Annotated in this window: 15 protein-coding genes; 12 read left to right on the top strand and 3 right to left on the bottom strand. The window is 56.3% G+C overall.

All coding sequences use genetic code 11. The features are described from left to right. Window positions 1-32: 32 nt before the first annotated feature. The gene (locus tag RT340_RS08700) at window positions 33-953 is read right to left on the bottom strand and encodes a LysR family transcriptional regulator (RefSeq protein ID WP_313375387.1); all 921 of its coding nucleotides are present in this window, start codon (window positions 951-953) and stop codon (window positions 33-35) included. 110 nt (window positions 954-1,063) lie between these two features. Here RT340_RS08700 and RT340_RS08705 point away from each other — a divergent pair, with 110 nt between their 5' ends. From RT340_RS08705 to proX, 3 genes are all read left to right on the top strand, one after another. Continuing rightward, a complete protein-coding gene (locus RT340_RS08705; RefSeq protein WP_313375390.1) occupies window positions 1,064-2,203 on the top strand; it encodes a M20 family metallopeptidase in 1,140 nt (379 codons plus the stop codon). Continuing rightward, window positions 2,190-3,590: a YfcC family protein gene (locus RT340_RS08710; RefSeq protein ID WP_313375392.1), complete on the top strand. Its 1,401-nt coding sequence runs from the start codon at window positions 2,190-2,192 to the stop codon at window positions 3,588-3,590. The genes RT340_RS08705 and RT340_RS08710 overlap by 14 nt, the downstream gene beginning before the upstream one ends. A 363-nt stretch (window positions 3,591-3,953) precedes the next feature. Next, window positions 3,954-4,952, top strand: a complete 999-nt coding sequence (proX, locus tag RT340_RS08715; protein WP_097117693.1) for a glycine betaine/L-proline ABC transporter substrate-binding protein ProX — start codon at window positions 3,954-3,956, stop codon at window positions 4,950-4,952. 62 nt (window positions 4,953-5,014) lie between these two features. On the opposite strand, the gene RT340_RS08720 is transcribed toward proX, so the two are convergent. Then, window positions 5,015-5,785 (bottom strand): GntR family transcriptional regulator, encoded by a 771-nt coding sequence (locus tag RT340_RS08720; protein ID WP_211728783.1) that lies wholly within the window; start codon window positions 5,783-5,785, stop codon window positions 5,015-5,017. Window positions 5,786-5,864: 79 nt separating this feature from the next. Between RT340_RS08720 and RT340_RS08725 the strand changes: the two genes are divergently transcribed. From RT340_RS08725 to ddpX, 8 genes are read left to right on the top strand one after another with little or no spacing between them, the layout of a single operon-like run. After that, window positions 5,865-7,145: a M20 family metallopeptidase gene (locus tag RT340_RS08725; protein WP_283216088.1), complete on the top strand. Its 1,281-nt coding sequence runs from the start codon at window positions 5,865-5,867 to the stop codon at window positions 7,143-7,145. A 21-nt stretch (window positions 7,146-7,166) separates the two neighbouring features. Beyond that, window positions 7,167-8,765 carry an ABC transporter substrate-binding protein gene (locus tag RT340_RS08730; RefSeq protein ID WP_313375398.1) on the top strand — a complete coding sequence of 533 codons (1,599 nt, stop codon included), beginning with the start codon at window positions 7,167-7,169 and terminating at the stop codon, window positions 8,763-8,765. 9 nt (window positions 8,766-8,774) lie between these two features. Continuing rightward, entirely contained in the window at window positions 8,775-9,722 is a 948-nt protein-coding gene (locus RT340_RS08735; protein ID WP_084932348.1) for an ABC transporter permease, read from the top strand. After that, window positions 9,715-10,542, top strand: a complete 828-nt coding sequence (locus tag RT340_RS08740) for an ABC transporter permease (protein WP_058960763.1) — start codon at window positions 9,715-9,717, stop codon at window positions 10,540-10,542. The genes RT340_RS08735 and RT340_RS08740 overlap by 8 nt, the downstream gene beginning before the upstream one ends. Beyond that, window positions 10,542-12,179 (top strand): ABC transporter ATP-binding protein, encoded by a 1,638-nt coding sequence (gene nikE, locus RT340_RS08745; RefSeq protein WP_313375403.1) that lies wholly within the window; start codon window positions 10,542-10,544, stop codon window positions 12,177-12,179. Before RT340_RS08740 ends, nikE begins: the two co-directional genes overlap by 1 nt. A 10-nt stretch (window positions 12,180-12,189) precedes the next feature. Beyond that, complete coding sequence (locus RT340_RS08750) at window positions 12,190-13,416, top strand: M20 family metallopeptidase (protein ID WP_313375405.1); 1,227 nt, start codon at window positions 12,190-12,192, stop codon at window positions 13,414-13,416. Then, window positions 13,416-14,528 (top strand): Xaa-Pro peptidase family protein, encoded by a 1,113-nt coding sequence (locus tag RT340_RS08755; protein ID WP_313375407.1) that lies wholly within the window; start codon window positions 13,416-13,418, stop codon window positions 14,526-14,528. Before RT340_RS08750 ends, RT340_RS08755 begins: the two co-directional genes overlap by 1 nt. Window positions 14,529-14,543: 15 nt before the next feature. Beyond that, a complete protein-coding gene (gene ddpX, locus RT340_RS08760) occupies window positions 14,544-15,104 on the top strand; it encodes a D-alanyl-D-alanine dipeptidase (RefSeq protein WP_313375409.1) in 561 nt (186 codons plus the stop codon). A 3-nt stretch (window positions 15,105-15,107) separates the two neighbouring features. On the opposite strand, the gene RT340_RS08765 is transcribed toward ddpX, so the two are convergent. After that, window positions 15,108-16,592, bottom strand: coding sequence for an MFS transporter (locus tag RT340_RS08765; RefSeq protein ID WP_313375411.1), 1,485 nt, complete (start codon window positions 16,590-16,592; stop codon window positions 15,108-15,110). A 117-nt stretch (window positions 16,593-16,709) separates the two neighbouring features. Here RT340_RS08765 and RT340_RS08770 point away from each other — a divergent pair, with 117 nt between their 5' ends. After that, complete coding sequence (locus tag RT340_RS08770; protein WP_313375413.1) at window positions 16,710-17,714, top strand: helix-turn-helix domain-containing protein; 1,005 nt, start codon at window positions 16,710-16,712, stop codon at window positions 17,712-17,714. Window positions 17,715-17,782: the final 68 nt, after the last annotated feature.

The following is a 17,782-nucleotide window of genomic DNA, read 5'->3' on the forward strand; positions in this document are numbered from 1 at the left end:
ATCGTCGCTAACGTGGAGTGGCATCTCCCACATTAAGCGTCATGTGAACTGCCCTCAAAAAACTGGCACAGCAGCTGCCAAAGGTGCTGTGCCGCTGGGGTAAAGCGGTGGTCGGCGCTGCGTAACAGATGGCATTGGCTCTCGCGGGCGATGCGATGATTGATCGGCACCGCGATCAGATTGCGTGATGCCAGGGCGTCTTCCACCACTTTAGTGGTCATAAAGGCAATGCCCATTCCCGCCTGGCTCAGCGCAATCGCACTGGAAAACAGGTTGCAGCTGTAGGCGGGCGTGAACACCAATCCTTCCTGATTAAACATGACGTTCATATAGCTTTGAATACCAAAGTCTTTGTCCATGCCAATCAGTGGATATTCGGCAAGATCGCTGACCTCAACCTGTTGATACAATCCGATGGGGTGGTCACGATGCACAATGGCGCAGATGGGGCCGCGCAGATAACTGTGACACTTCACGCCGGGCGGACCCAGGGGGCCAAAACCCACGGCCATATCCACTTCGCCACGAGTGATCAGGCTCACCGTGGTTTGCATATCGCCCGATAAAATATCGATGAACACTTCAGGATAGCTTTGCGAAAAAGGCCGCAAGACATACTTCACCACCTCATCGACCATCCCCTGGCCGACACGCATACGGATTGAGCCGCCGCGTTTATGGCGCAAATCGCGCAGACGTCTTTCCAGGTGGCTTCTGCGTTGATGCGTTTGCGCGTAATCCTCAGCCAGCAATTTCCCCGCTTCGGTGAGCACCACATTACGTCCGCGCCGCTCCAGCAGTGGCAGTTGCATATCACGCGCCAGCTGCGAAAGCTGACGACTGATGGCCGCGGGATCGACATCCAGAGCTTCCGCCGCACGACGAATACCGCCATGGACACCGACTTCATACAAGTATCTTATGGACTTGTCAGGATAGAGCAGCATTGCCATAGGTTTTCATTATCTGTTGTTCTCAGGTCAACAATAATAACGTTTTATACCCATTTTTTAAGCGCAATTTTATCCTCATACTCGAGATTCACTTGGTGAGGACAGAAGTAATGAAAAATATAATAAGTTATTTGCAACAGCATTCAGACGACATTCTCTCAGATATCAAAACCCTGGTGGCAGCAGAGTCACCCTCCATGAACAAGGCAGCGGTGGATCGCTGTGGCAACGTGCTGCAAGCCTTGTTCGCCGAGCGTCTGGGTATTGATGCTGAAATCGATCTACAGGAACACTACGGGAACCACCTCAAGTTCACGCTGGGCTCAGGCGACGATCAAACCGTGGTGCTCGGCCATTTTGACACCGTCTGGGATGAAGGCGAATTGCCGATGGGCGAGGAAGACGGCAAGTTTTATGGCCCCGGCATTCTGGACATGAAAGCGGGCCTGGTGCAGTCGATTTGGGCGGCGCGCGCGTTAAAAGAACACGACTTGCTGGCAGGGAAACGCATCGTTTTCCTCTGTGGCAGCGACGAAGAGGTGGGCAGCCCAAGCTCCAGTGAATGGCTTTCCCGTCATGCGTTAGGGTCATCGCAAGTGCTGGTGGTGGAACCCGCCGTGGCTGGCACCGGTGCGCTGAAGGTTGCGCGCAAAGGCACGGGTCAGTATCAAATCGTGATCACCGGCCAGGCCGCGCATGCGGGTAACAACCCTGAAGAAGGTATCAGCGCGGTGCAGGAGATGGCACATCAGGTGCTGTTCCTGCATGGATTGAATGCACCGGATCGCGGCACCACCGTCAACGTGGGTATTGCGCAGGGCGGTAATCGCATCAACGTGGTGGCGGATAAAGCGGTGCTGGGCATCGACACGCGCGTCACCAGCGAAGAGGAAGCCCAGCGCATTCACGCCGAAATCACCCAGATTCAGCCACACTTACCGGGCATTAAGCTGAAGATTACCGGCGCACAATCACGTCCACCGATGCGCCAGAGCGCAGAGTCTTTGGCGATCATGCAGCGTGCGCAAGCCGTGGCACAACAGATCGGTTTCAGCGTGGAAGGTCAATCGGTGGGCGGCGGCAGCGATGGTAACTTCACTGCAGCGTTGGGTATCCCAACCTTAGATGGATTGGGCGCGACCGGTGCAGGTATTCATGCGCGTCATGAGCACATCATCATTGCCGATATTGCCTCACGCACCGCGCTGGTAGCGGGTTTAATGCTGGGGGAAGACCATGTCGCAGGTTAATGTTGAAAAAAATAGTGCGATGCAGCCCGCAGGCAAGAAGAGTGAGCAGAGCCCTTATCTGCTGCTGTTTATCATCCTGGTGCTGGCAGCAGTCGCTACCTGGATCATCCCGGCGGGTAAATTTGATCACGAAACCCGCAATGGCGTGACCTTTGCCATTAAAGGCAGTTTGCATGAAGTGGCGCGTACCGGCGTTTATCCCGGCGAGATTTTCATGGCCATCGTAAAGGGGGTGATCAAAGCGGCACCGATCATTTTCCTGATTCTGTTCACCGGCGGGCTGCTGGCGGTGATTGAAGCCACAGGCGCGATTGCCACGGCGCTGAATTCGCTGTCACGCAGCACCAAAATCAGCGATACCCGTTTGATCCTGATTTTCGCGGTGATCTTCGCCATCCTCGGCAGTACCGGCGTGGTGCAAAACTCGGTGGTGGCCTTTGTGCCGATTGGCCTGCTGGTGGCACGTTCGTTAGGCTTACCGCCGGTGATCGGCATGGCGCTGATCTACCTGACCTGCGCGGCAGGCTTCAACGTGGCGTTTCTCGGCCCGGCCACCACCGGTCTGACACAGCATCTGGCGCAGTTGCCGCTGTTCTCGGGCATGTTACTGCGCGGCATCACCAACCTGCTGTTTGTGCTAACGGTGGCGATTTACCTGATTATTACCGTGAAGCGCATGCGCAAAAATGGTCAGGTGCGCGTGGACACTGCGGTGGAAAGCGCTGAACCGCTGGCGATTACCGGCCGTCATAAACTGATTCTGCTGACCTGCGCGGTGACGCTGATTCTGTTTATGGTCGGCACGGTGCAGCTGCATTGGGCCACCAATGAGATGTCGGCGATGTTTATCATCCTGTCGATCATGGTCGGTTTGATTGGTCGCCTTTCCGGTTCTGCTATTGCTAACACCTTCCTGTCCGGCTGCTCTCAGCTGGTCAAAGGCGGTTTTATTGTCGGGATGGCAGGTGCGATTTCGGTGGTGCTGCAGCAGGGCAATATCCTCGATCCGATTGTTGGCTTCCTGTCAGACTTGCTGGCACCGGTTCCGCCTGCGATTGCCGCTGTGGCCATGTTTATCAGCGCCGCACTGATGCATTTCGGCATTTCATCCGGTTCGGGCGAGTCAGCGTTGTTGATCCCGATTTTCTCCCCGCTGGGCGATAACCTCGGCCTGACACGTCAGGTCACGGTACAAACCGTGCTGCTGGGCGAAGGGATAGTGAACTCCATCAGTCCGACCTCGGGTGTGCTGATGGCCGCGCTGGCCACGGCCAATATCTCGTTCGGCAAATGGCTTAAATTCGTGGCACCGGTCGTCGCCATCTGGTTTGCGATTTGCGTGGTGACGCTGCTGATTGGTGTGGCGATCAACTGGGGTCCGTTCTAAATATTTTCCTCTGACAAAAGGGATGGCCTGTTTGGCATCCCTTTTTCATCGCTGCTAATATTTCATTAGCGGTTGCAGCTCGAAAATAATGTGTTATGGTAACTGCACGATTAATTTACCGGAGTGAATGTCGCGGACCTGATAACAGGAACCAGGGTCTGTCACCAGATATCATAATGATGAATTCTGACTTATCTTTTTTCTCCACCTACAACACCCGCCTTCGTTACGCACGTCACTATCTGCAACAGTAATATTCTGCTTTTAAACTTTTACTGACAGCTGCATTTCATCTCTCTTCACTGCAGAGGGATATTCTCACGCCATTTGCTGGCATCGACCAAAATAATAAGGTTTTAAATTATGACCAGGAAGAATCTACTCGCGATTTCCCTCACTGCGTTAATCAGTTCACCGACACTGTTTGCTGCCGACTTGCCGGGCAAAGGTGTGACGGTCTCCCCGGTGCAAAGTACCTTGCCGGAAGAGTCATTCCAGACGGAGCTGATTAACAGAGCGCTGGAAAAACTGGGCTACGAGGTCAAACCCACTGAAGAAGTGGACTACAACGTGGCTTACACGGCGATTGCTGCGGGCGATGCGACTTACATGGCGGTTAACTGGGAACCGCTGCAAAAGGATATGTACAACGCCGCAGGCGGGGATACAAAATTCTATCGCAAAGGCACCTATATCAGTGGTGCCGCGCAGGGTTATCTTATCGATAAAAAGACCGCTGACAAATATCACATTACCGATCTCTCTCAGCTGAAAGATCCGAAACTGGCTAAACTCTTTGATGCTAATGGAGATGGCAAAGCCGATCTGGCGGGATGTAATCCGGGCTGGGTCTGTGGTCAGGTGATTAATGCACAGATTGATGCTTATGGTCTGAGTAATACGGTGCAGCAGAATCAGGGTAATTATTCTGCGATTATTGCCGATACGTTGACCCGCTATAAAGCGGGTAATCCGGTGCTCTATTTTACCTGGACACCTTATTGGGTGAGCGATGAATTAAAACCGGGCAAAGATGTGGTCTGGTTGACGGTGCCGCATTCTGTCACGCCAGGCTCGCAGAAGAATGAAGATACTGCGCTGCCAAATGGCAAGAATTATGGCTTCAAACCAAACAATGAACATGTGGTGGCAAATAAAGCCTGGGCAGAAAAGAATCCTGCCGCGGCGAAACTGTTCGAGATCGTCAAACTGCCGCTTAATGATGTTAATGCGCAGAACCAGCGGATGCATCAGGGAGAATCGTCCAGCGAAGATATTCAGCGCCACGTGAATGGCTGGATTCATGCGCACCAGGCCACGTTTGATGGCTGGGTGAAGCAGGCCGCCGCCGCAGCGCAATAACGGCGTTAGCGTCCCCAGGGATCCGCTTCCCGCCCTGCAGAATCGCAGGGCGGGAAAACGTTTTACCGTACTTCATTCACATACATGAAGTGCTCGGTGCTGAAACGATGATGCGCCAGGATCACGGGGATCGCACTCTGGTCAAAAGACACTTCATCTATCACCATCACCGCGTGCGGCAATGCCAGCTCCAGCAACGTCGCATCTTCTTCGTTCGCCAACTGTGCCGTGATCTGCTCACGTACCGCTGCCACTCGCACATCGTAATGTTCGAACAGAAAGCGATAGAGCAGCGGCGGCAAGTGTTCTGCCGGAGGGAAATCAGGCAGACGCGCAGCAGGCAATATCAGCGTTTCATGCATGGCGGCAATGCCTTTCACCCGACGCGTGCGCTTCAGGCGTATCACGTCATCTCCGGCAGCGATCTGCAGTTTTTCTGCTTCCCGCTCGTTAGCTTGACTCAACTGATAATCCAGCAGTGTCGTGTCTGAATGTAGCAATCCGCCGCTTTTATCGTGCAGGCGAAAATACTGGAAAAAGTGGCTCAGGTTGTGCAGCGGTGCCCAGCCGGTCACCACCGTGCCGGTTTTGCGACGGCGCATCAACATCCCTTCGGTGGTCAACGCGGCCAGCGCTTTGCGCACCGTTCCCACCGACACACCAAATTTTGACGCCAGGCTGTTTTCACTCGGCAGGATTGTGCCCGCAGGTAGCTCACCCTGCAGGATCGATTCGCTGATATGGCGTTTCACCACTTCATACAATGGCGCGCCTTCCCCTTCGCTTAAACGAGAGAATTGCGGCCTGTCGTCTGCGTCATAGTTTTTTTGCATGTTTCCGATTACCGATTGACCTGCGTCCTTGAATTGCATTATCTATAAACTATATAGAAATACAACAGACGATAATCCTATGTTGCAGAATTCTCGACTTAACAGTGCGTTAGAGACCATTGCGGATGACACCGCACAGATAACTGACGATATGCAGCGCATGCTGGCCGTGGATACCTGTTTTCCACCGGGCAATGGCTATGGGCAATTTGCCGATCTGATGACACAGCTGTTAGCGCCAATGCACTTTAGCTTTGAGCGTGTTTCAGTGCCGGAAGATCTCTGGCAAGCGCCCGATGGCAGCGCATCCGGCGAGCGAGTGAATTTGCTGGCAACGCTTAACTGTGGCGCAGCCGAAAACTGCAATCTCTACTTTCACACCGATACGGTGCCTGCGGGTGATGGCTGGCGATTTCCTTCGCTGGCACTGACGGTGGCCGAAGGTAAGTTGTTTGGGCGCGGCGCGGCGGACATGAAAGGGACGATCGTGGCGGCGATGGCGGCGATCCGTGCAGCGCAGGCCTGCAATCTGCCGCTGCGTTTCAATCCGGTCTTTCTGCTTTGTACCGATGAAGAGGGCGGGTTGTATCCCGGTATTCGTTACCTCGCGGAACAGCAGCGCTTCGCTGGGCATCTGTTGAGCTTCAATGGTGGCGCAGTGCCACGCATCTGGGCGGGCTGCTTTGGCAGTATCGATCTCAAAATCATTGTTACCGGGCGTTCCGCGCATTCTGGCGATCCGCTGCACGGCATCAATGCGATTGAAGCCGCGCTGCCGCTGATGAACGCGCTTTATCAACTGAAAGGCGAAGTGGAACAGCGCACCTCGGCAATGCCTGCGCCGCCGCATTATCAGGGCAAACCGCTGACCTCACTGTTGACGCTGGCTGCCGCACAGGGTGGCAGCAAAGGCTCAACCATCCCCGAACGTTTCGAACTGCTGATCAATCGACGTTATGCCCCAGAAGAGGCGTTTGACAACGTCTGGCAGGAGTTGACCCACTGCATCCAACAAGCGATGCAAGGCAGCCCAGCGCTTGATGTCAGCGTGCAAATGATTGGTCATCTGGCCCCGGTGGCCAATCCTGATGGCCCGCACTGGCCACGCTGGCAGGCCGCACTGAGTCAGGGGTTTGGTTTTAAAGCGGAGGAGTTTAAACCCTGGGGATCCTCAACCAGTTCGGATATGGGTTGGGTTCAGCAGGCCGGTATGCAGGAAATTTTACTGGGTGGTTTAGCCCGCCCCGACAACCGCATTCATGCCGCCGATGAGTTCACAACGATGGCAGATGTTATCGCACTTTCGCAGTCCATTCTGGCGTATCTCGCCGATGAGTTTCAGCCAACCCAGGGTATTTAACAAACTAACGAGGAAGAGAAGATGTGCGCGATGAAAGGGTTAAACCGCAGACAGTTTATCACCAGCTCTACCGCTCTGACCGGTGCAGCCATGTTACCCTGGTCGTTCTCGGCCCATGCCGCAGCGTTAACCAGCGCGACGCCGGGCGGCACGCCACGTAAAGGCGGCGTACTGCGTATTAGTGTCGATCAGGCGGTCAGCGTGCTGAATCCGCATCAGGTGCGCGTCAACCCGGAATATCTGGTCGCGGAGTTGCTCTACAGCGGCCTGACGCGCCTGACGCAGGAGATGAAAGCCGAAGCAGACCTGGCCCAATCCTGGCAGGCGAGTGCCGATCTCAAGCAGTGGACTTTCACCCTGCGTCCGAACCTCAAGTTCAGTGACGGCAGCGCATTGACCTCGGCAGATGTGGTAGCCAGTTTGCAGGCGTTGCTGGATCCGAAAAATGCTTCTCCGGCACTGCACAACATCGGTCCGATCAAAGCGGTGAGCGCCAAAGATGCCAACACCGTGTTGATCGAAACCGATGCCCCTTACGCTGACCTGCCGGTGATGCTGGCCTATCCCGATGCCAAAATCATTCCCGCCAGCATTGCGCAGGGTCAGTACGACAAACTCACCAAAGCCTCGCTGGGCGCCGGTCCGTTCCAGCTGGTTTCCTACGACCCCGAACGCAAAATCGTGGTAAAGCGCAACCCGCATTATTACGACCCGGCGCGTCCTTATCTGGATGGCGTGGAAGTGGTGGTCTATCCCGATGGCATCGCAGAAAGCTCGGCGCTGATCTCTGGTGATACCGATTTGATGCTGAGTGCGCAGTCGAGCGAATTTGCGCGTCTCTCCAAATCGTCAGGTGTGCTGCCACTGCGGGTGGCATCCGGTCAGTTCCTCAATGTGAACATGGGCTGCGATCAAAAGCCGTTTAACGATGTGCGCGTGCGTCAGGCGCTGGCACTGTGCGTTGATCGCCCGGCATCGGTGGACTTTGTTGCCGATGGCCTCGGTTCGCCAGGCAACGATACGCCAATCAACGCCTCTTACCCTTACTTCGCTAACCTGGCGAAAAAAGCGGTGGATTACAGCAAAGCCAAAGCCTTATTGGCGGACGCGGGTTATCCCAACGGCCTCGATTTAACGTTGATTGCCTCGGATAAACCGGCGACTCGCACCCAGTTGGGTATCGCGCTGCGTGAGATGGCTAAGCAGGGCGGTTTCCGCATTGACGTGCAGACCATGGCACACAGCACTTACCTCGATCAGGTATGGAAAAAAGGCAATTTCTACGTCGGTTTCTACAACATGCAACCGACGCCGGATGCGGTGTTCTCGCTGCTCTACACCTCGACCGCGTCATGGAACGAAACACGCTGGAACAACGCCGATTTCGATAGTGCGGTCAATGCCGCCCGTGAAACCAATGATGATGCGCAGCGCACCACGCTGTACGGTAAAGCACAACAGTTGATGCATGACGAAGTGCCTTCGCTGATTCCGACCTTCTTCGATTTGCTGGCTGCCAGCCGTGATTACGTTGGCGGATATCATCTGCATCCGCGTGGTGCCGTGTTCCGTCTCGACCATACCTGGTTAACTGACAAAGCGCCTAAGCGTGCAGTGTAAGGAGCGACCGTGACAGCCAGTTATCTGCTTAAACGCCTGCTGCTAATGATCTACACCTTGCTGGTGGTGTCATTGCTGGTCTTTGGCATCACGCAGCTGTTGCCAGCGGACGCCGCTGTCACCTTGCTGGGGCAAAACGCCACGCCAGAGGCACTCGCCGCGGTGCGCGAACGACTGGGATTGGATGCGCCAGCATGGTTGCAGTATTGGCATTGGCTGAGCCAGGCGTTGCAGGGCAATTTTGGTGTGTCGATGCGCAATGGGCTTGAAGTGGGGCCGACGTTGTTGACCGCGCTGTCGCGATCGCTGTTGCTGGCGGTGTGTGCACTGTTGCTGATGCTGGTGATCGCTATTCCGCTCGGTATCTGGGCGGCGGTACGTCGCGGTAAAACCGCCGATGTGCTGGTCAGCGTCATCTCCTACATCGGTATCTCTTTCCCGGAGTTTGTCACCGCCACGCTGGTGCTGCTGCTGTTTGCTGATGTCTGGCAGATTCTGCCCGCCACCGGTTATGTGCCGTTGAGTGAAAACTTCATCAGCGGCGTCCAGCACCTGATCCTGCCGTCAATCACCGTGGCGCTGATCCTGGTGGCGCACGTCTCGCGCATGGTGCGTTCGGAGATGGTGGATGTGCTGCATACCGACTACATCCGCGCCGCCTGGCTGAAAGGCCTGTCGCGCCGCCGCATTCTCTGGCGTCACGCGCTGCGCAATGGCTTGTTGCCGACCATTACCATTGTGGCGTTGGATGTCGGTTATCTGCTGGGCGGCATTGTGGTGGTCGAGGAGATCTTCGCCATTCCCGGTATTGGTCGTGAGCTGATTGTTGCCGTGCAGGCACGCGATCTGCCCACCATTCAGGCCGGTGTGATGATTCTCGCCGCGACCTATTCGGTGGTGAATTTCCTCGCCGATTTGGCCTATGTGGTTCTGGATAAGCGAATTTCCTATGCCTGATATTTTAAAACGTTTGCTGCGCTCACCGCAGGGCGCGGTCGGGGTACTGATTATCCTGCTGTCGCTGCTGATGGTGGTCGGTGGCGCGCATGTTGCGCCCTTCGATCCTGAATCCATCTCGATTTTGACACGTTACAAACCGCCGAGTGCCGAGCACTGGTTTGGCACCGATCAAATGGGGCGAGACATCTTCAGCCGAGTAATGGTGGGCGCACGCTCTACCATCGTGCTGTCACTGCTGGCAACCGCATTGGCCATGGTGATTGGTTCAGTACTGGGCACCGCCAGCGCCTATCTGGGCGGCAAGATCGATGAATTTATGATGCGCACTATGGATGCCGTGATGGCGATCCCCAGCCTGCTGTTTGCTTTGCTGATTGTCAGCACTTTGGGTCAGAGCAGCATGAATGCGGTGCTGGCGATCACCATTGCGTTTGTGCCGGGCATGGTGCGTATTTCACGCAGCGTGGCGCTGGCGGCGCGGCAGCAGGATTACATCAACGCGGCGATTGCCCGTGGTGAAGCCGGGCACTACATCATCCTGCGTGAAATGCTGCCGAACATCCTCGCACCGATCATCGTGGAAGCCACCATCCGCGTGGCCTTCGCCATCATGCTGTTTGCCACCCTGAGTTTCCTCGGTTTAGGCGCACAGCCTCCCGAGCCAGAGTGGGGGCTGATGGTCTCCGAAGCCCGCACCTATTTCTTCACCGCGCCGTGGATGATGATGATTCCGGGCCTGGCGATCGCGCTGGTGGCGATTGGTTTTAACTTACTGGGTGACGGGCTGCGAGACGTGCTCAACCCAAGGAGCCACTGATGAGTGTGAAGCCTGAACCGGTGCTGTCGGTGGAAAATTACAGCCTTGATTACGCGTTACAAAGCGGTGAGTCACTGCCGGTGCTGCGCGATATTACGTTAAACGTGATGCCCGGCGAAGTGCTGGGGTTAGTGGGGGAATCCGGGTCCGGTAAAACCACGCTCGGCTGGGCGATCATGCGCTGGCTGGCGGGCAATGCGCGTGAGAAGTGGGGCGACATCCGCCTCAACGGAGAAAGCCTGCTGAGTTTGCCCGCCCCAAAACTGATGGCCTTGCGCGGCGAGAAGCTGGGGATGATTTTTCAGGATCCGAGCGCTTCGCTCAATCCCACCCTCACGCTGGGCGAGCAGGTGACAGAAGTGCTGCGGCGCCATCGCGGCTTAACGGCACGTGAAGCGCAGGAATTGGGCGAGTCGCTGTTACATGACGTCGAGCTCAAACATCCGGCACGCATGATGCGCCGTTATCCGCATCAGGTTTCCGGAGGTGAGAAGCAGCGCATCTTAATCGCCACGGCGTTCGCCTGTCAGCCGGACTGCATGATCTTCGATGAACCGACCACCGCGCTGGATATGATCAGCTCGGCGCAGATCCTCGATCTCTATGAACGTCTGCGCGAAGAGACGGGGGTGGCCTCACTGTATATTTCCCACGATCTGGCGCTGGTGGCGAAAGTCGCCGATCGCGTTTGCGTGCTGGAGAAGGGCCGTATTGTTGAACAGGCCGATACGCAGAATTTGTTTAGTGCACCGCAGAACAGCTATACCCGCAAATTGATCTCAGCAGTGCCAAATCCGCAGCAGCGTCTGGTACAGGATGCCGCCGGATCGCAGCCGCTGCTGACGCTGGACGCGCTCACCATCGATTACGGCCAGCAAGGTTTTGTCGACCGCTTGCTTAAACGTGAAGCCAATACCACGCGTGCCGCCAACGCGGTTTCGCTCACTGTGCATCAGGGCGAGATCCTTGGCGTGGTGGGCGAGTCAGGTTCGGGGAAATCCTCGCTGGGCAAAGCGATCACCGGACTGGTGCCGTTTAGCGGTGAGCTCGACTTCTGCGGCTATGCGCTGCAAGGCCGCGCGCAGATGGATAAAGAGTATCGCCGCCGGGTGCAGATGATCTTTCAGCATCCGGACGCCTCGCTGAATCCACGCATGACCATCGGTGAAATCATTGCGCGTCCGCTGCGCTTATACGGTTTGCCGCCGGGAGAAACGGAAGCGCAAGCCGTGGCTCGCCTGTTAGAGGAAGTGCGGTTGCCCGCAGAGTTTGCCACGCGCTATCCGCACGCGCTGTCCGGCGGTCAGAAACAGCGAGTTGCTATCGCACGTGCTTTTGCCAATCCACCAGATTTAGTGATTTGCGATGAAATCACCGCTGCGCTGGATGTGTCCGTGCAGGCCACCATCATCGAGCTTTTGCTGGAACTGCGTCGCCGCTACGGCACGGCCTATCTGTTTATTACCCACGATCTCAACCTGATACGTCAAATCGCCCATCGCGTGGCGGTAATGTATCGCGGCGATGTGGTGGAAGTGCTGCCCGGCGAGAATATGAGCGCGCTGGCGCAGCATTCTTATACCCGCGCACTGCTTGACGCGGTGCACGTTCCCGACTTAAACCAATCCGTTGCTTAACGAGAAACGCATGAATCCTCAACAGTTAATTCATCATATCGATCGCGAGTTTTGTCTCTCTTTCCTGGCAAAAATGGTGCAGCACAAAAGCTACAGCGCCACCGACGGCGAGCGTGAGTTAGCCCGCTATATGGCAGAACAGATGGCACAGTTGGGCCTGGAAACCGAATTGCAAAAAGTCCCGGGCGACCGTCTCAATGCCATCGGCCGCCTGGCGGGCAGCGGCGGCGGCAACAGCCTGCTGTTCAACGGCCATCTGGACACCAATCCGGTAACCGAAGGCTGGACGGTGGATCCCTGGGCAGGAAAAATTGACGATCAGTTTATTTACGGCATTGGCGTCTCCAATATGAAAGCGGGCGATGCGGCCTACTTCTGTGCGCTGAAAACGCTGATTGACGCCGGTGTGAAACTGAAAGGTGATGTGATTCTGACCTACGTGGTGGGCGAATTGCAGGGCGGTATCGGCACGCTGGCGGCAATTGAACAGGGCGTGCGCGCCGATTACTTTATCAATGCGGAACCCACTGATCTCCAGGCGCTGACCATGCACGCCGGTTCGCTGATGTTCACCATTGAACTCACCGGAGATACCCGCCATCTGTCGAAACGCGAAGAAGCCGTCGATGCGATTAACGCCGCCGTCGAGCTGATTCCGCAGATTAACGGCATGGTGTTCAGCGGCGCAAAAAGCGATGAACATCTGAAAATTAACCGTGGGCACATTGGCACCGTGCACGGTGCGCTGGGACGCGATCTGGAAGAGTGGCGTCCGCCGCAGGTGGCTGACTTTGTACGCCTGAAGGGTTCAGCCCGCTTTGCGCCGGGTCAAACCGTTGAAGGCGTGTTGGCGGATCTGCAGGCGCTGCTGGATACACTGTGCCAGCGCTTCCCCGGCCTGAAAGCCGAGCTGTTTGATGACGGTATCCGCGATAAGCCCACCATGTTGCCTTTCGAAGTGTCGCCAGAGTCACCGATTGTCAAAGCGGTGAATCGCGGCTGGAAAACCGTGCGTGGCACCGAACAGCCTACTGGCGTCATCACGCCGCCAGCCTTCTTTGGTACGGATGCTGCACACCTGTATCAGCATGCAGGCATGGAAGGCATCGTGTGTGGTCCGGGCGGTAAATACAACACCATGCCGGATGAGCGCGTCGAGATAACCGAATTCCTTGATATGGTGCGTATTTATCTGCTCGCGATTCTGGAGATCTGCCAGCCGGTCGAGGGCGCATAATGAACGCTGCGGCGCTGAGTCGCCTGCGTGCCACGATGCAGCAGGCCAATGTGGACGTAATGATCATCGATCATGGTGAACTGCTGGCCTGGCTGACCGGTTATACCGTGTCAGAAACCTTGTATCGCGCTTGCCTGGTGCCGCTTAACGGCGACCCCTGGATGGTGCTGCGTCAGTTAGATGAAGCGCCGTGCCGGGCGCAATCTCCTGCGCTGACAGTAGAAAGCTATCGTGACGATGAGGACCCGTGGTTTGCGGTGGCGCACAGTCTGCTCCGACGCGGTTTTCAACGGGCGCGGTTGGGCGCGGATTACACCTCTTATGGCATGACGGTGCACAGCTGGCAGCAGCTGTCGCGCCATTTGCCGGACGTGCAGTGGTGCGATTTAAACGGTGTGAACGATCGGCTGCGCAGCGTGAAATTCCCGGCAGAGCTGGAGGCGTTGCGTCAGGCCTCCGCCATTGCCGATACCACGCTGGACGCGATGGGCAAAGCCGTGCAGGGCAGCTGGCGTGTACGCGATGTCGCTGCGCTGGCGGCAGGCGAATTTTTGCGTCTGGGTGCGGATACCGGGGAAACCGGGCCTATCGTCATCGCCAGCGGCGACAACGGTTTTCTCCATGCCAGCGGCCACGAACAGCGTTTACAGCGTGGCGATGTGCTGCACGTAGAGCTGATTCCTAAAGTGAAACACTACAGCGCGCGTCTGATGCGTCCGTTTATTGTGGGGGAGATCTCCACCCAGCGCGCTGAGCTGGCGCTGCAACTTATCGCAATACAGGATGAACAATTCAAGGCCATGAAACCCGGCGTCAGCGCACGGGAAGTGGATGCGATTGTGCGCGAGGGGTTATTGCGCAATGGACTTCGTGCGGATTATCCCAACATCACCGGCTATGCGCTGGGGCTGTATACGCGCACGCCGCGCCCGAGTGATTTTTCCTGTAGCTTCCATGCCAAAGCGGAGTGGTTACTGGAGGAGGATATGGTGTTCCATATGTATACTTCCGCGCAAAGTCTGGCGTTCAGCGAAACCGTTCGCGTGACGCCGCAGGGTGCAGAGCGGCTGACAACGCTGCCGCGCCAGCTATTATCATTGCCGGAACATTGATCAACAGGATGAAGGATGACGCAGGACATTTTACTCACTGATTTAGCCGCTAGCTTTCCAACGTTGGCTTTTGACCTGAAGTACGCCACAACCGATAACATCACCGGTTACGCCATTTATCGCGAAGCGCGAGCTCTGCTGCATCCAGCAGCCGCGCGCGCGTTGCAAAAAAGTGTTGAGGTCGCCCGACTGGCTGGCTTCACCTTATTAGTCTTTGATGCATATCGCCCGCAGCAGGCGCAGTGGCATCTGTGGGATGCCTGCCCGATTGCCGACTACGTGGTGCCGCCCGCAATCGGCTCGAATCACAGCCGTGGCGTGGCAATTGATCTGACGTTAGTGGATGACGCGGGCAAGGTGCTGGAGATGGGGACGGCCTTTGATGCGATGGAAGATCTGTCGCATCCGTTCCATCCCGCTGTACCGCCACAGGCACAGCGCCATCGTTTGATGCTCAATGCCATTATGCTGGCAGGCGGTTTTGTCGGTATGCCAACCGAGTGGTGGCATTTTGAGTTACCGGATGCGCAGCGCTATCCGTTGCTGGAAGATCGCTTTGGCTGCGTGGCGCGATAACCCTCACTCTCGTCGGCAGGGATGGGTCGTCCGCTCAGCCACTCTGAGACTTTTGGGCCTGAACAGCAGATAACTCGCCAGTGCCAGACCGCTTACACCCAGCGCGCCATAGGTCAGCACGGCGGAAAAACCGTCAGCCAGCACTTGCGAGGCGATAGCGCGGCTAAGCGAAACTTCAGCGCCAGCCGCTATGCGTTCTGCGAGCGCAACCACATCGCTGGAGGCAGGAAGCCGTTGCCGCAGACTGGCGGCGATCACTGCCACCAGCAGGCTGCCCATCAAGGCGATGTTGATCGCCAGCGTGATTAAACGTGCACTGATATCAATCCCGGAAGCCATGCCAACCCGATTAGCGGCAACGGAACCGGTCGTGGTGTTGGTCACCGGCGTATTGGTGAGTCCGAGCGCGGTTCCCGCCAGCAGGGCACCCGGCAGCAAACTCAGTTGGTACGTGATGGCCAGTTTCATCAGCACGAACCCAGCACCGATCGAAAATAATCCGAGGGGAATGACACGGGCAGCGCCAAATCGCAGCACCAGTTTTTCCCCTATCGGCGGCATCAATAAGGTGGGCAAGGTATAGGCAAGCAGGGCAAAACCGGTATCCATACTGCTGAACCCAAGCCCGCTCTGGTAATAAACCGGCATGTAGATCATCAGCGGCCAGAAACTGAAGTTCATGCCAATCGAACCCATCAAAGCCCCCGAGAAGGAGCGAATGCGAAACACCGAGAAATCAAACATCGGGTGAGGATGGCGCTTCTCCGTGCGAATAAACACCACCGCGCTGATCAGGATCACCAGCATAATTAGCCGGGCTTCAAGACTTCGCCAACCGATGCTGGCACCCTGAGTAATGAGATAGGTCACGCCAACCACGCATAGGGTGAGGGTGATCAACCCAACCCGATCGAGTTTGTTGCCCTGTCCAGGGTGGGATTCATCCACATTTTTCAGTGCGAGCACGAATGTCAGCAGCGCGATAAAGCCGTGCACCAGAAACACCCATTGCCAGCTTAAAACCGCCAACAGCATCCCGCCGATGATAGGACCGAAACCCAGACCAAAGCCAAAGGTTATCCCCCATGCGGCAAAGGCCTGGCTGCGGGGTTTTCCCTGCGGGAACTGGTGCGAGAGTATGGCGATCAGGCAGGTTAACATCGCACCGCCGCTCAGCCCTTGCAGGAAGCGCCCGATGATGAGCCAGAGTGCACTCCCGACCAGCCCGCACATCACCGAGGTCAAACCAAAACCGACAATGGTGATGAGAAAGATGCGCTTGCGGCCATAGTTATCCGCCAGCGTGCCGGTCGCCATTAAAACGGCGGTGCAGGCCAGCGTATAGGCATTCATGATCCACTGCAGATCGCGAAAATTCGCCTGCATCTCCTGTTCCAGTACCGGCAAAATCACCGGCACGCTGGAGATTTCCAGCCCCGACATCAACGCGGCTAAGCACACCGCCATCAGCGCCAACATGTTCTTCATCCTGAATTCCTGCGTAACGTTAAGAGCGTGCCAGCATGGAAGATTGACGCAACGGTGGAAATCCATGCCGATGCCAGATATCGTCAAGATCGTGCCAACATCATGGATAAGGCTGACATGCAAATCATTTCTTCTCTGCGTTCCCCTCCTGCAGCGCCGAAAAATCGGCGGCTGGTGCTTTTGGCGTATGAATGCCTCTGTACCTTTGAATTTGGTACTGCCGTTGAAGCGTTTGGCCGAGCAGATGACGTCTTCGGCCATCCGCTGTATGACCTGAGCGTGGCGTCGGTGGAAGAGGGTGTGTTTGGTGCGCAGGGCGGTGTGCGCCTGGTGGTGGATGGCGGGCTTGAGTTACTGGAAGACGCCGGAACCATCGTCATCCCCGGCTGGCGCAGCGTGACCGCACCGGCCTCTGAGGCGTTAATCACAGCGTTACAAAAAGCCCATCAAAATGGCACACGGATTGTCTCCATTTGTGCCGGAAGCTTTGTACTGGGTGAAGCGGAGCTATTAAACGGGAAACGTGCCACCGCCCACTGGAACAGCACCGAGATCCTGGCTGAAAGATTTCCACAGGTGCAGGTGGAACACGGCATGATTTACGTGGATGAAGGCAGCATCATCACCTCGGCGGGCGGTGCAGCAGGTGTCGATTTATGTTTGCATCTGATTCGACGCGATTACGGCATCGATGTCGCCAATCGCACCGCACGCAGAATGGTGACGCCGCCGCTTCGTGAAGGCAGCCAGGCGCAGTTGATCCAACAACCTGTTCCACAACGTCGCAACTATAGCCTCGCGCCCCTGCTGGACGATTTGCGCAATAATCTGAACGCGCCAATGGTGATCGAGCAGTTGGCGCGGCAAGCAGGCATGAGCCGTCGGACCTTTATTCGTCGCTTTCATGATGCCACTGGTACCTCGCCGGGTGAATGGTTGCTCGGTATTCGGCTGGAAAAGGCCTGCGCGATGCTGGAAAACAACGCGCTCAGTATTGATCAGGTTGCCGAGCTGGCGGGGTTTGGTTCTCCCGAAGCGTTGCGCCATCACTTCAGACAACGCTTTAACACCACGCCGACTAAATGGCGTAAGGCGTTCAATGAGCGTGTAGTCATGGGCTGAGTGTTCTTCAGCCTGACGTTCTGCGCAGCTGCCATAAAAACCAGGGGGCACCGATAAATGCGGTCAAC

Source organism: Pantoea sp. CTOTU50773 (assembly GCF_032082325.1).
GTDB classification, from domain to species: Bacteria; Pseudomonadota; Gammaproteobacteria; order Enterobacterales; family Enterobacteriaceae; genus Pantoea; species Pantoea communis.

Bases quoted from the DNA above. Each gene is read 5' to 3' on its own strand.
- RT340_RS08700 (WP_313375387.1), bottom strand. From the start codon at position 953: ATGGCAATGCTGCTCTATCCTGACAAGTCCATAAGATACTTGTATGAA.
- RT340_RS08705 (WP_313375390.1), top strand. From the start codon at position 1,064: ATGAAAAATATAATAAGTTATTTGCAACAGCATTCAGACGACATTCTC.
- RT340_RS08710 (WP_313375392.1), top strand. From the start codon at position 2,190: ATGTCGCAGGTTAATGTTGAAAAAAATAGTGCGATGCAGCCCGCAGGC.
- proX (WP_097117693.1), top strand. From the start codon at position 3,954: ATGACCAGGAAGAATCTACTCGCGATTTCCCTCACTGCGTTAATCAGT.
- RT340_RS08720 (WP_211728783.1), bottom strand. From the start codon at position 5,785: ATGCAAAAAAACTATGACGCAGACGACAGGCCGCAATTCTCTCGTTTA.
- RT340_RS08725 (WP_283216088.1), top strand. From the start codon at position 5,865: ATGTTGCAGAATTCTCGACTTAACAGTGCGTTAGAGACCATTGCGGAT.
- RT340_RS08730 (WP_313375398.1), top strand. From the start codon at position 7,167: ATGTGCGCGATGAAAGGGTTAAACCGCAGACAGTTTATCACCAGCTCT.
- RT340_RS08740 (WP_058960763.1), top strand. From the start codon at position 9,715: ATGCCTGATATTTTAAAACGTTTGCTGCGCTCACCGCAGGGCGCGGTC.
- nikE (WP_313375403.1), top strand. From the start codon at position 10,542: ATGAGTGTGAAGCCTGAACCGGTGCTGTCGGTGGAAAATTACAGCCTT.
- RT340_RS08750 (WP_313375405.1), top strand. From the start codon at position 12,190: ATGAATCCTCAACAGTTAATTCATCATATCGATCGCGAGTTTTGTCTC.
- RT340_RS08755 (WP_313375407.1), top strand. From the start codon at position 13,416: ATGAACGCTGCGGCGCTGAGTCGCCTGCGTGCCACGATGCAGCAGGCC.
- ddpX (WP_313375409.1), top strand. From the start codon at position 14,544: ATGACGCAGGACATTTTACTCACTGATTTAGCCGCTAGCTTTCCAACG.
- RT340_RS08765 (WP_313375411.1), bottom strand. From the start codon at position 16,592: ATGAAGAACATGTTGGCGCTGATGGCGGTGTGCTTAGCCGCGTTGATG.
- RT340_RS08770 (WP_313375413.1), top strand. From the start codon at position 16,710: ATGCAAATCATTTCTTCTCTGCGTTCCCCTCCTGCAGCGCCGAAAAAT.